This window comes from candidate division KSB1 bacterium, assembly GCA_024655945.1.
Lineage (GTDB): Bacteria > Zhuqueibacterota > Zhuqueibacteria > JANLFK01 > Oleimicrobiaceae > Oleimicrobium.
Map to the genome: position 1 here is coordinate 269244 of JANLFK010000003.1, position 14374 is coordinate 283617.

The window sequence follows — 14374 nt, forward strand, 5'->3', positions numbered from 1 at the left end:
GCGGCCGCTGAAAAGGCCACCCTTGCTATGCATGGTCAGGCACAGACATTCCGACCCACGAGGGGACGCTGGCTAAAGGTGCTGGGGCTTGCGCTGGCCCTCTACGTTCTTGCTTTCGTCGTCGGGGGTCTCCTGCTGCGAGTCTTGGTGCCTGCGGACCGCCTATCTGAAGCGGTGCTGGCTACCCTTGAACAGAGCCTCGGCCGGGAGCTCTCCGTAGAGAGCATCCAGTTCGGGCTGTTCAGAGGCATCACCCTCAATGGGGTGCGCATGACCACCCCTGCGGGCGGCGACAGCATCGCGTTCCCAATCAGGAGTGCGACTGCCGAGCGCTTTGTCCTCCACTATCGTCTGCGTTCCCTTTTCAAACGTCGCCTCGAGATTACGGAGGTCTCCCTGCACAACCCCCGGCTTGAGCTGTTCTTCTCTGGGCCCTCGGCTACAATGCCGGCGGCGACGCCCCAAGACTCGTTGCCACGGGCGGTTTCCGTTCCGGTGAGCGTGGCATTGCAGCGGCTGGAAATCCGCGATGCCCACTGCACGGTGACCATCGCCACCGACACGTCACGCTTGGAATTCGGCCTCGCTGGGCTCACCTTTGTGGCGTCCAAGCTCTATCTGCCGCGGGGCAAGGGTGAGGCATGGCACCAGGCGACCGGTAAGATCGCGCTCACGTGCGACAAGGCTCCCCTCTTTTTCCGGCAGGAACTGGCAAGTGCGGGGCGCACAGAGGTGAAGTGCCTTTTGGACTTGCAACTGGCCGCGGAGTCGCGCGGGCTCGCGGACGTGGAGGCGAGGCTGCTCATCGCCGCGCACCGGGGGCAGGTCCAGCTGTCGGGCGGCCCAGCCTTCTCGGGTACCTTGCCATCTGTGGAAATCACCACCACGCTTCGCGGGAACGTGCCCCAAGGGGAGTTTCTTGTGGACAGGCTGAGTCTGGGCCTTGGCGGACAGGAGCTTCTGGAATGCCGTGGCCAGCTCAGTAGCCTCGGCAGCCAGCCGAAGGTGCACGCGGAGGTGGTAGAGGGCGAGATTTCCTTAGGCAAGCTTCTGGCGACCGTGCGGCCCCTCCTCACCGAGACGGCATTCGCCGGCCTGTTGCCCGAGCGGCTCTCCGGGAGGCTTTCTTTTGCCGGCACGAGCCTCGACTGGGCCTTCCCTTCCCTCGCGGGCGGGAGTTCTTTGGACGCAAATGCTGCGGTGGATCTGCGCGACCTGTCGCTGGTCGTGCGCGACGTAGCGACGGTGGAACACCTCACGCTCTCTGCACGGTGGGCCGCATCGGCGGACAGCGCCGGTCTGCGCACGGGAGGAGCCTCTGCCTCGTTGGCCTTTGACCAGGTGAGGTACAATTCGCCGGGGCTCCCCATGAGCGCTTTCCGGGGGAAGCTGGAGTTGAAGGCACTCGCCGGCGAGCGGCTGAGCTCGTTGATCACGGATTTCACGCTGAAGGTGGCCAGCCTCATGGGAGGGGAGCTGGAGGGCGAAGTGCATCTGTCAGCAGGCCAGGCCGCTGCAGCCTGGCGCGGCAACGTAGTCATGGCCGTGCGCCGTCTCCCCTTGGCGCCACTTACCGCAGGACAGGTACGTGGCAGCACCACCAGCTCCTTAGCTGCAAGGGTACGAGGCCTCAGCGACATCGGGCTGGAGCTCACTGTGGGCGTTGATTCCTTGGCTGCTCTCCTGCAAGGTCGCGAGCAGAGCCTGTCTCCGTTAGAGCTCACCGCGCTCGGCAAGCTGCGCACTAACGTGCGTTTCGATGCGGTGACGGTGGACTCGTTGTTGCTCCAGCTTGCCGACATGGTTTCGGCGCGCCTGGCAGGAAGCTTTGGGCTCCAGGACGAGCGCTTTTCCTTTACTTTGCACGACCTGACGCTCCACCATCGCCCCCTGCCGCGCCTGCTGCCGGTTGAACTTGGCGAGCAGATTGGAGTTATCTCGCTGGCAGGGGCCACTCATGTGCGCGGCAGCGCTTCTGGCCAACTACTCCCCGACAACTCTCGTTTTGAAGTGCAAGGTTCCGTAAGCTCTTCTATCGGCGCGTCGCTGCCGGCGCTGGGGCTGCAGGTATCGGGCGTAAGGCTCGGGGCTGAGCTGGCGATGACGCCCTCCCTTGCCCGGGCCACAATCGAGGCCCGCTTGGATACGGCAATCATCGCGCAGATGCGGGCGGCGCCTATCACCGGCAGCGGCGCTCGTTTTGAGGTGTCCCTGCCAGAGCTGCAGAGCCTCGTGCTGACGCGAGGTGAACTCTGGGTGCCGGCCTTTGCCGCAAAGGGAGAGCTGTCCGGTCACATGGCACCAGGTGCAGCAGGGCCAACAGGCGCGGTGGATGTGGCCTTCTCCCTGGACGCGACAGACACCGTGCACGTCACGGACACGGTGAGTTTGTTGGGCAGGGTACTGGCCAAGGCAAAGCTGCGCATGGATGGCTCGGTGGCGGGTGTGGAAGGCAACATCTCCATCCCCGGCCTTGCCGTGTATCTGCCAGGGGGGACCTCGCTGAAGGGTATCCGCGCCGCAATCCCCTTCTCTCAGGCCTTTGACCTCCAGCGCATGGAGCTTGTCCTGTCACCCCTCGAACGGTACGCTTACTCGGGCCCGGCCGGCGCCTATCCATCGCTCTTCGCCGCCCACTTCGCCGATGCACTGCCCGAGCAGGGGTGGCTGACCATCGATCGGCTATCCTTTGCCGCCTACGGCGCTCGCAACCTCCGCATGCGCCTCTTTGTCGGCGGGGGCAAGCTCATGGTGCCGACCATGCTCCTGGATGCCTATGACGGCAACTTTGGCGGCAGCTTGGCAGTGGAGTTTCCCGCCCTGGATTTGGCGCGGGTGCAGTACAGGGTAGAGGGGCACCTGTCCGGGCTAAATTCCGCCCTTCTGGCAGCAAGGAGCGGACAGCCGCTGGAGAAGGGGATTATCAATGCCAACTTCCGCTTCACCGGTACCGGACTGGATGTGCAGAAGGGGATAGAGGTCGAGGGGTTCTTTCGCATCACCGACATTGGGCCACGGGTGGCCGACAATCTGCTGCGCTCTCTGGACCCTCAGGGCCTGGATGCCGGCATTCGCAGCGCGCGCTTTTTCATCAACCACGGGTTCAAGCCGCGCGAGATGTCCTTTGACCTGCGGCACGCCCACCTCTACCCCAGCATCCACCTCTCGCAACCCTGGTACTTCCCGGTGCGGGTCGGCGGCGGCAAAGTGGAGCTGGCGCGCATTCCGGTGGCCTTCTTCTTGCAGATGATCAAACAGGAAGCCGTACCGACGTACTGAAACAACAAACATTGCGAAAGGAGGACGGCCCATGGCGCGACACATCGCAGCAGCAGTGGTACTGGCCGGCATAGTGGCCAGCTGCAGTATCCGCGCACCTGAAGTGCAGGTGACCGGCGAGAAGACCGCCTTGGAGAACCAGGTGATCGGCACCTACCAACAGGTGGCCGACGAGAGCTGGATGATCGCTTCCACGCGGGCGGCAGACAGCGACCAGAAGGCGCAAATGGCCACCGAGAAGAAAGAGGTTCTCGATGCGGTGCAAAACCGCAAGTTCAACAAAGACGACATCGACGAGTTCAAGCGGGATGGCGCCTTGGGCGAGAACAATCAAGGTTTTCTGGAGCTCCGTCGCCTGCCCAGACTGGATCAGGACCCGGAGTATCGTAGCCTGGTGGTCAGGATCATGAACGAAGAGAATCGGGATCGCAAGATCATCTACGATCGGGTCTTGGAGCTCAACCCCAACGCGGGCCGCGCCGGTACGGCTGCCGTCTATGCGGTCTTTGCCAAGATGAACAGCGAAGAGTCCGTCCCGGGCACCTGGGTACAGGCTGAGGACGGCACCTGGTATCGCAAAGGCAAGGAGGCTGCCCCCAACGAGAAGAAGTAGCGGCAATACATGAGCTCAGTGCGGCGCGACATATTCTCCGTTCTGCCTCTGCTGTGGCTTCTGGCGAGCCCACCGCCGTGCGCTCTGGCGGGCGGGCAACCGCTGCTGCCTCATCAGGTGACCACGCACCCTGCAGACGATTTGAGTCCTGCCCTTTCTCCTGACGGCAAGTGGGTTGCGTTCACCTCCACGCGCAGCGGCAACCAGGATGTGTGGGTGCGGCCAGTCCATGGTGGCAAGGCGTACCAGATTACCACCCACCAGGCGGACGACTATTGCCCGGCCTGGAGTCGCAATGGTGACCGCCTGGTTTTTGTGTCCAAGCGTTCCGACGCGGCCGGCGACATCTGGATGGTGGAGCTTCGCCGCACAGGCAAGGCGATTCTTGCCAGGGGCGAACCAGTCAGACTGACCGACTATTTGGGCGAAGATGCCTTTCCCTCCTTTTCGCCCGACGGCACGGAGGTGGCCTTCTGTTCTGACCGCACCGGTCGGACGGAGATCTGGGTGCTGAGGCTAAAGCCGAGGTCCCTGACCCGGGTGACCTGGCAGGGCGGAAAAGAGCCCAATTGGTCGCCCGACGGGACATGGCTCGTCTACACCGCTTTCGATAGTCTTCGCCGCAACGGTACCATCGCCGTGACCCCCGCGCACCCGGACAGTCGGCCAGAGCTGCCCAAGGAAGTGCCTATCACCGATGGCTCGTGGTTCGATTGCCAGCCGGCTTGGTCGCCCACAGGCCACGAAGTTGTCTTCTGCCGCTTCCCCTACGACACGAATCACGACGGCAGAATAACGCCTGACGACAATCCGGTAATCGTCCGGGCGGCGGTGAGCCTGCCCTCGTCCCCTTCGCAGCTTCCTTCCGCTCCGCGCGAGCTGCAAGTGTGGCTCACCAGTGGTACGGATTTCGCCTTCGGCCCGAACTGGGCGAGCGGCGAATTGGTGTGCTACGCCTCCGATCGCAGCGGCAACCTGGACATCTGGGCAGTGCCTGCAGATGGGCTCATCCCTCGCCATGCATCGGCCATGGGGCAGCTGTCCTATGCGCGTGACGCTTTTCCCCTCCCCGCTTCGCCCCTTTCAGCCTTGTCCGCGCAGCAGAGGACGGGTCTTTACGAACGCCTGTTGGCCCTGCGGCGGGTGCGTGACTTTTTTCCGGCGGAACGGTCCTTCGTGGCCTTGGCCACCTTGGAGATGGCGCGCACCTACCGCGCACTTGGGGACGAAGCCATGGCACGTCAGGCGCTCCAGGAGCTGGAGGCGGAGTTCGCCGAGCAGGAGGAGGCGCGTGTTTTGGCGGCCGTGGAGAACATCGACATGGACATGGCCGAAGGGAGGATCGATTCCCTCGCTGCAATGCGCGCCTTGGCACGCCTTTTGGAAGTTCACCGATCTCAACCGCAGCTGGCGGTGCCCATTGCCATGCGCTTGGGCGGCCTGCAATTTGCCGCCGCTCAGTACGGGGAGGCGCTCACCTCCTACGGTTGGGTGCTGCAGCAGCAGGGCGCAGACCGCGAGGCGGCGGCCGAAAGCCAGCTGCGCATTGGCGACTGCCTTGACGCCCTTAGGCGCGAGGAGGAGGCAGAACGCGCCTACGCTCTGCTGGTGGACCGCTATCCTGAGCAGGAGACGACGGCGGCGCAGGCTATGGAGCGTCTGCTGCGGGAGAGGCAGCTCGCCGGCGACCGGCTGGCACTCTTGCGCCGCTGCCGTGAGGTGAGCAGCGCCTACCGCCTGCGCATGCCGCGCGTCGCGGCCTTTGCACAACTGCGCGCAGCAGAGCTTCTCCTGGCGGCCGGCGACTTCGAGGCGGCCCAGATTGAGCTGGCAGCCCTCCAGTCCGACTTTCCCGACCAGCGCACGCTGGTCGCCCGCAGCCGATTACTCCTTGCCAAGGCCTACCAGGACGGTGGCGACTGGCGCAAGGCAGTGAGCGTTCTTCAACAGGCACAGGCAGAATTCGACACGGTTGCCGGAGGTCGTTGGGCAGAAGCGGCACGGCAGGCACTCTTCCGCGCCCTCATGCAATCTGGCGAGCAGCTACTCCAGGCCGCCTACTTTGCGCTCGCCGCAGCCCGCTATCGCCAGGCGCTGGAAGTGGCACCTAACGACATCGAGGCCCACCGCGGCTACATCCAGGCGCAGTACTACGGCCGAGCGATTGACCAGGCCACCCGCGAATACCAGGCACGCCTGGTGCAACACCCCGATGACCCGCTGCTCCTGTACTGCCTGGGCCTGTGCCTGTCCTTCAAAGCCACCGAGCAAGCGGAGCTCTATGGCCACCAGGGCAGAATCGACCCTGAGCTCCTGGCTCGCTCCAATAGCCTCCTTGACAGGGCCCTGGAGGCCGACTATCGGATGGTCTACGCCTACCTGACCAAGAGCTACAACTACGAGATGTTAGAGACCTATGACCGCCTGCGTCGCAGCAGACCGCAGACCCTCCCGCGAAGGGTCCTTGAGGCGATCTCGGCGCCGCTTGTTTCGGTGCTCAGAACGGTCACCATGGCCAAGGAAGAGGCCCAGGTGGGCAATTACGAACGAGCCATCGATGCACTCACCATTGCCCTCGGCCTCAATGACGAAAATGAAAACCCAAAGTTGGAGGCCCGCCTCTGCCGCAACTTGGCGAACAACTACTACAACCTGGCCGAGTTCGGCTACCAAAAGGCCTACGAGTATTACCACCTCGCCCTGCGGTTTGATTCGACCTTCGCGAGCCGCCGGGATGAAGCAGTGATGATGGAAAGGATGGGCCACTGCGCGTTGGTGGTGGAGGACTTTGAACGGGGGCCCACCTACCTGCGCCGCGCCATCGACTTGTACCGCGACCTCGGCAGAGAGGAGCTGGTGCTGCTCAACATAAAGCGGCTGGCCATGCTCTATCAGATGGCAGAGGACTATCTCTCGGCTGCCGAGTACTTTGAACAAGCCGTCGCCATGGAGACGCGGCGCGGTAACCTCGGGGAGGTGCAGCGCCTCCATCGCAATCTCGCTTACAACTACTGGCTGTTGGGCGAGCCAACCGACGCCTACACGCATGCCATTCGCGCCCGTGACCTTCTGGACAGCGGCAAGCTCAAGGAGGCCAAGGGCACATCCTCGCGCATCCAGGTCGGCGTGCTGGGGTGGTACGTCCCCATTCCCTTTGTCGATCTGAGCAAAATGGGGGCAATTGGCGGCAGCGCAGCCTTCGGCTTCACTACCGTCGAGGAACGAGCTCTGGTCTACACGATCCTCGGCAACATCTTAGTGGAGACGAAACGCTACGAGGAAGCCATCCGCGAAAACGTGAAGAAGCTTGCCCTCTACCGCAAGCGGAAAGATGTCCGCGCTGAGGCAGCGGTGCTCAACAACCTCGGCTATCTACAACTGCTGAAGGGGGATCCACTGGGCGCTTGGCAGCAGTGCGAGCGCAGCTACGACCTTTGCCTGAAGCAGAAGGTGGTAGCCGGCGTGGTCGTCAACGCCATCAATCTTGGCCAACTGGCGCTGCTCCTTTCGGATCCTGCCCTATGCGATGCTGCTGCAACTCGTCTGGACCGCGCGTTGAGTTTCACGGAGGGGCAGTCGCGGGTTCTCGTGCAGCGGCGCGCCCAGCTCCTCAACCTCCTCGGCGCCCTCACCTTGGAGCACCAAGCCCAGCGCGCCGCGGAGGCCGATTTTCAGGATTCCCTGCGCCACACTGTGGAAATATTCCAACGCGCCGGCTATGCGCAGACGTACTTCGAAGAAGCGCTCAACCTCAGTCTGCGGCGGCGGCTGCCGCGCGAAGAGGCCCTTTCCAGGATGAATTTGGCGCGCTGTTGGGCCGTGCTCGGCGAATGGGAGCACGCCGCTCTTCATCTCTTGCAGGCGCGTCGCCTCTGCCAGACCAGGGGGTATGGCGACCTGCTCTGGCAGGTCAACCAGGGGCTCGCCGAGCTTGCTGACCGCCTCGATGAACGGGCCCGGACCGATTTAAGACTCAGCCCCCCACGCGTCTACTTTGCCGAGGCGCTCACCGAATTGCGCGCGGCGAGCGAGGCTGGCATCACCCGTCTGGTGCTCCCCATGGAACGCAGCCGCCACCGCCAACTGTACGAGGAGTATGCATTCCATCTGGCGACCATCGGCGATACGCTTGGCGCTCTCCAGGCTGCAGAGGAGCTGCGGGCCCAGGCTTTCTTGGATGCCACCTCAGGGGAGGCCATTCGCCTAAGCAGCCCCACGCGCACCAATCTGCTCAACTGGGTGCGTACCTTTCGGGAGGAGTTAACCGCCTCAGAGCTCAAGGTGCGGCAGCTGAGCGCCGTGCTGCAGCGGAACGCCCCCGAGCTCATCAGGTGGCGCGCAGCGCAAGACAGCCTCCGCCGCGAATACGAACAGGCATTGGCACGACTCCGCCAGGAAGCGCCTGCACTGGAAGCGCTGGTGACAGTCCACTCCCCCTCGTTGGCGGCCGTGCAGCATGCCCTGGAAGGCGACGAAGTGGCGTTGGCCTTCCTGGTGGGCGCCCGACACACGCTGCTCTGGGCAGTCACTCCCCGGCGTGTAGCCATGTTCCGCATTCCCACTGGCGCCGAAGGGATCCGCCAGCTCACCGAAGGCTTTCTCAAAAGCTCGCCAGACGACAGCTCGCGCCAAATGATAGCCAGGCTCTTCATGCCTGCGGCGGGCCTGCTCCGAAGAGCGCGCCGGGCCATCATCGTCCCGGATGGCTTTCTTTTCCGGTTGCCGATGCAGGCGGCAGTGCTGGCGTCGTTGGGCCAGGAGGCGCCAGCGGTCACTGTCTGCTCCAGCCTGAGCAGCTACGTGCTTGCCGCAAACCGCCGCACAGTCGGTGGCCCAGTCGTTTTCCTCGCCGACACGCTCCTGCAACACCCGCTGCAGGAGCTCGGCTACGAGGTCGTCTCCCTCCCCAGATTGCCGGGTAAGGAAACGCAGGCACGGGAGGTTTCCCAGGTCCTTCTGGGGAGCAACATCGTGCACTGGCGAGCCACCTGGCAGTGGCAAGAGACAGCCCCGCTGCACTCGGCTCTGCAACTCGCCGATGGGCAGGGGGGCTTTACGCTGCGTCTGCTGGATCTTTTCGAGGTCATCTCCAACGCGACCGTGTGCGTCATAGACGGAGGGGAGACGGCCGCGTACGGGTCGGCTGCGCAGTTGGTTGACCGCTTGCTGGCACTGAGTGGCAGCGCTGCAGGCTTGCTGGTGGGCGACGAAACATCACCCGAGGCACGTCTTACCTTCTACGAGGCATTCTACCGCCAGCTCCTGGAGAAACCTCCCGCCGAAGCCTTCCGTGCCGCGGTGCAGGCGGCTATAAAAAAGGGCATGGGCAATCTGTCCGCCCAACTGGTGGGTTACGGCGGCATGAGCAGGGTTGAGGCCAGCACCTATGCCGAACGCGCGCTGGCCGGCAAGGTACGAGCAGGGCTGCAGGCAGAGCAAGACAAGGACTGGGGCGACGCGGTACGGTTCTACGAGGAGGCTTTGGCCATGGCCACCGCGCGCCAGGACAGCGCGAGCATCCAGCGCCTCCGCCTGCTGATCGTGCGCGCCTCTGCCAGCGGCGGCCTTGTGCGCAAGACCATTCAGTACCAGCGCTTGCTGGCCGCCGAGGCCGACCGCAAGGGAGATCCGCAGCTCCAGGTGCGGCGCTCCCGCAATCTCGCTTCGCTCTACGCCCAGGCCGAGGACTATGCTGCGGCCATTGCGGCGATGGAGCACGTCAGAGAGGTTGCGAGCAGCTCTCAAGAACAGCTGTTACCTGAGCTGCACCGGGAGTTGGGGATCGTGCACGAGCGGGCCGGGCATTATCAGGCCGCCCTGGAGCAGTACGAGGCCTCGCGCGCCCTGTATGCCGCGGCGGGCGCCAGCGAAGGTCAAGCGCTGAATCTGAGCGACATGGGGCGCGTGGCCCTGCGCTACCTGGAAGACTACCCCCTGGCCCTCCAGCACTTGTCCGCTGGCCTTGCCCTCTTGGAGGCGCAGGGCCCGTCCGCAACGCTGGTGGAGGTGCTGAACAACCTGGGCCTCGCCCACGAAATGATGGCCGACTACCGCGCAGCCGTCGACGCACAGCGCCGTGCCAGAGAGCAGGCGGAAAGACTCAAACTTCCGGACAAGGTGGCCTTGTGCGAACACTACCTTGCCAACCTTGCCTGGAAAATGGGTGACTATCAGGAAGCCCTGCAGCACAACCGGCGGGCCTTGCAGGCCTTCGAAAAACAGGGCGACTTGTCCCTGCAGGCACTGGCCTTAGCGACCCGGGGCCTCATTCAGCTGAGCATCGGCAACGCACCGCAGGCGTTGCGCGACCAGCACAACGCCTTGGAGATAGCAATTCGCACCGGCGAGCTCCTCGACCAGGCCACCATTCGCAAAAACATCGGGCTGGTGCACGTCACCTTGGGCGAGTATGAAAAGGCGCTGGTGGAATTCACCGCTGCCGCCCACCTCGACAGCACTATCGGTAGGCAACGAGGCCTGTCCTATGACCTGCGCAACATGGGTGCCCTGTTGCTGCAGAAGGGGCAATTGACAGGGGCCGACGAATCGCTGCGGGCAGCCCTGACCCTCAGCAAGGAGGTTGGCGACCGCCGTAACGAAGCGCAATGCCTCTACTACATTGGGGCGGTGCGGCGCGCGCAGCGGAACAGGGAACAGGCTGTCCTTTACCTGGAGCAAGCAGCTGCTCTTGCGCGCTCCCTGTTCGTCCCAGAGGTGGAATGGCGGGCGCTGCACCAATTGGGTCTGTTGCAGCGGGAAGCGCGCCGTCTCGAGGAAAGCCGCGCCAGCCTGCTGCAGGCGGTGCAGGTCGTCGAACAGATGCGCGCGCGCATCAAGGTGGCCGAGCATCAGGCAGGCTTCATCAACGACAAACAAGAGGTCTACGCCGACCTTATCGACCTGCTGATTGAGATGGGCCGTGACGAGGAGGCTTTTGCCATCGCCGAACGAGCTCGCTCACGCGGCTTCTTGGACATGCTCGGCAACCGCCAGCTCGCCTTCGGTGCGCGCACCAGCCAGGAGTTGTACGATGCGCTTACCGGCGTGGAAGCGCAGATGCGCAACGTGCAAGAGGAGATCGCCCGCCTGCGCAGCGTAGAACCAGAACAAGCGAGCGCGGCGCAGAAGGAACGATTGCAACAACTGAGCGCAGAACTGACCAAGCTGCGCAGCACCTATGAGAGCCAGCTGATCAGGCTCAAGGAATCAGATCCTCGCCTGGCAGATATGGTCACCGTCGACCCCTGGCCGCCATCACGTGTGCAGGCGCTGTTGCCCCCAGGCGTGGCCGTGGTGGAGTACTTTGTCGGCAAGGATCGTCTGTTCATCTGGCTGGTGACCAGCGCGACGCTCAAGGCCTGGGCAACACCGCTCGGCCAAGAGGAGCTCTACAAGGAAGTGGGCCAGGTGCGCCAGGCAATCAGCCAGCTCTCCACCGTGAGGCAGCGCAGTGCGCGGCTGTGGCAGGCGCTCATCGCGCCGGCCGCTCCCTCGCTGCAAGGGGTCTCCACTCTGGTCATCATCCCGCACGGGCCTCTGCACTACTTGCCCTTTGCCTGCCTGGTGGACCCGCAGGGCCGGTATCTGATAGAGACTTTTTCCTTGGCAACCGCGCCCAGCGGCACCGTACTGGGCATGTGCATGGAGGGCGGAAGCCGGTTCCTCTCCACGCCACGCCAGGAGTTCCGCGTGCTTGCCTTGGGCAATCCCACACTGCCAGGCCAGCCGCGGCCCCTCCCCATGGCAGCCAAGGAGGTGGAGAGCATCTCCCGGAGTTTTGCCAAGGTGGACAAGTTCCTCGGCACCTCTGCCACCGAGACGGTGGTGAAAGCTGCTCAGAGCCCGTACGATGTCTACCTCTTCTCCTGCCACGGCGAATACGATTCCGCCAACCCTCTGTTTTCGTCACTCCTGCTGGCGCCCGACAAGGAGAACGACGGGCGGCTCGAGGCACGGGAGGTCTTCTCCTTGCGCCTGGAGAGCTATCTGGTGGCCATGAGTGCCTGCGAGACGGCGCTGAGTTCCATTGCCGGTGGCGATGAGATCATTGGCCTCACGCGCAGTTTCGTCTTCGCCGGGGCCTCTTCGTTGTTCGCCAGCCTGTGGAAAGTCGATGACTTGGCCACTGCGGTCATGGTGAAGCGCTTTGTGCGGTACTTGGCGGAGGGCGAAAGCAGAGCCCGGGCGCTGCAGCGCGCCCAACTGCTCGTGATGAGCGAGGTCAATGCCCATCCGGCCTACTGGGCAGCGTTCCAGTTGATAGGGGACTTCCGGTGAACACGATGGATAGAGAACCGTCGCAAGTCATGGCGCATGGCGTAACCATCCGGTCTCGCCTGCAATTGCAGGCAATCGAGGAACGTGTGCTTGCCCCTTATGCGGCGCGCTCATCGCAAGGAGAAACGACCCGCTTGCACCCGGAAGAGCCGCATCCTTATCGCACCGCCTTCCAGCGTGATCGCGACCGGCTGGTGCACTCCCGTGCCTTCCGGCGGCTGAAGCACAAGCGCCAAGTGTTCCTCACCGACGAGGGCGACCACTACCGCACGCGCCTCACGCACACGCTAGAGGTCTCACAGTTGTCGCGCACCTTAGCCAAGGCGCTGGGGCTCAACGAAGAGCTGGTGGAGGCGATCGCTCTTGGCCACGACCTTGGCCACACCCCCTTCGGCCATATAGGCGAAGTGGTCTTGGGCAAGATCATGGCCGGCGAAGACACGCTGGACGGCCTCCTGACCTCGGGACCCTTAGGTGGCTTCAAGCACAACTACCAGAGCCTGCGCGTGGTGGACTACATCGAACGCAAGTACGCGCGCCCCGGGCTGAACCTGACCGCACCGGTGCGCGAAGGCATTCTCAAGCACACGCGACTGCAAGAGGGGATAGACTACCCCAACTTTCAGAGCGAGGGCCTCTCCCTGGAGCAGGAGGTGGCCGGCACCTTGGAGGGACAGGTAGTTGCCATCTGCGACGAGATCGCGCAACACACTCATGACCTGGAAGACGGCATCCGCGCCGGCTTTGTCGCGCTCGAGCAGGTGCGCAAGGTGGGCATTGTCCAACGCCTGGAGCACGAGCACCGCATCGACGCGCTGTGCGAACGCGACCCCTTCCTCTACCGTAACCTGCTCATCAAAGCCCTGATCGATGCCCTCATCTCCGACCTCCTGCACACTACCGTCCGAAACTTGGAGCGCATAAGGAGGAAGGGGCCTTTTCCCAAACGCTTCACGCAGGTGGTCGTGCACTTTGGCGAGGAGTTGGAGCCGCTCCACCGCGAACTCGATGAGTTTGTCGACGAAGAGATCATCTATCACGCCTCCATCTATCGGGCCGACGATGTGGCGGTGCGCACCATCCGCGAACTGTTCAAGTTCTACCTTCGCTTTCCGTCGCAACTACCTGAGTATGTGCTGGGCCGCATCTCCTGTCGGGAGAATCGAGCGCAATTGGTGCGCGCAATCTGTGACCACATCGCGGGAATGAGTGACAACTACGCCCAGACGGAATTGACCCGCGTGGAACAGATCGTGCGCAACATGGACGAGAGCCGCCCGCAAGGAGCCGCCAGCGACCAGGAGCTCGCGTGAGGCTGACCCTCGACAACGTCTCCTACCGCTACCGCCAGGCAGGACCCGCTAGCCGCTTGGCACTTGACGGCGTGAGCCTTGAAATCAAGGAGTGCGAGTTTGTCGCCTTGGTGGGGCCGAGTGGCTCAGGCAAGACCACCCTCATCCAGCACTTCACTGGCCTGCTCCGCCCAAGCGCCGGACGTGTACTGGTGGATGGCCAAGAGCTCCCCGAGCGTGGGCCTGCCCTGACCGCCTTGCGTCGGCGCATCGGGCTGGTATTCCAATCTCCGGAGCTGCAACTTTTCGAGGAAACGGTTTTCGAGGACGTGGCCTTTGGGCCGCGCAGACTGGGTCTGCCGGAACAGGAAATTGCGGCGCGCGTGGACTGGGCCCTGCGAGCAATGGGCCTTGACCCCGCAGCATTTGCCTCGCGCTCCCCTCACCGGCTGAGTGAAGGGGAGAAACGCCGGGTAGCAGTGGCCGGTGTGCTGGCGATGGACCCGGAGATGCTTGTCTTGGACGAACCCACCGCCGGCATGGACCCGGCAAGCGTACGGAGAATTGCCGACATTCTCGAGAATCTGCACCGGGAGGGTAAAACCATCGTCCTTGTGTCCCACAATATCGACTTGGTCTACCGCCTGGCGCAGCGGGTGATCGTCCTTGTGGCAGGGCGGATGGTGCTCGACTGCCCAAAAGAAGAGCTCGTCGCCCACGAGGCCCTCCTCGTGCGCCATGGCTTGGCATTGCCACGTCTGTTGCGCGTGCTGCGAAGAAACCCGCCGCCGCTGCCAATTGACCTGCGCCAGCTTCTCTCGGTGGAGGCAGTGGAGCAAGCGCTGCAGAACTTGAAGTGACCGGATACTTGCCACGCTCCAAGGCCTCTGTTCGGAAAGACGACACGATTACA

General features: G+C 63.6%; 5 protein-coding genes. All 5 read left to right on the plus strand.

What is annotated here, in order from left to right; translation table 11 throughout:
- Positions 1-78 precede the first annotated feature (78 nt).
- The 5 genes from NUW13_06170 to NUW13_06190 are packed head-to-tail and all read left to right on the plus strand — an operon-like array spanning position 79 to position 14321.
- Positions 79-3279, plus strand: a complete 3201-nt coding sequence (locus NUW13_06170; protein MCR4438614.1) for an AsmA family protein — start codon at positions 79-81, stop codon at positions 3277-3279.
- 31 nt (positions 3280-3310) lie between these two features.
- Positions 3311-3892 carry a YdbL family protein gene (locus NUW13_06175; GenBank protein ID MCR4438615.1) on the plus strand — a complete coding sequence of 194 codons (582 nt, stop codon included), beginning with the start codon at positions 3311-3313 and terminating at the stop codon, positions 3890-3892.
- Positions 3893-3901: 9 nt separating this feature from the next.
- A complete protein-coding gene (locus NUW13_06180; protein ID MCR4438616.1) occupies positions 3902-12169 on the plus strand; it encodes a CHAT domain-containing protein in 8268 nt (2755 codons plus the stop codon).
- Positions 12170-12174: 5 nt separating this feature from the next.
- Positions 12175-13482, plus strand: coding sequence for a dNTP triphosphohydrolase (dgt, locus tag NUW13_06185; protein MCR4438617.1), 1308 nt, complete (start codon positions 12175-12177; stop codon positions 13480-13482).
- Complete coding sequence (locus NUW13_06190) at positions 13479-14321, plus strand: ATP-binding cassette domain-containing protein (GenBank protein MCR4438618.1); 843 nt, start codon at positions 13479-13481, stop codon at positions 14319-14321. The genes dgt and NUW13_06190 overlap by 4 nt, the downstream gene beginning before the upstream one ends.
- Positions 14322-14374: the final 53 nt, after the last annotated feature.

What these genes read in the sequence shown, in the direction of transcription:
- NUW13_06175 (MCR4438615.1), top strand. Translation starts at nt 3,311, where the DNA reads ATGGCGCGACACATCGCAGCAGCAGTGGTACTGGCCGGCATAGTGGCC.
- NUW13_06180 (MCR4438616.1), top strand. Translation starts at nt 3,902, where the DNA reads ATGAGCTCAGTGCGGCGCGACATATTCTCCGTTCTGCCTCTGCTGTGG.
- dgt (MCR4438617.1), top strand. Translation starts at nt 12,175, where the DNA reads ATGGATAGAGAACCGTCGCAAGTCATGGCGCATGGCGTAACCATCCGG.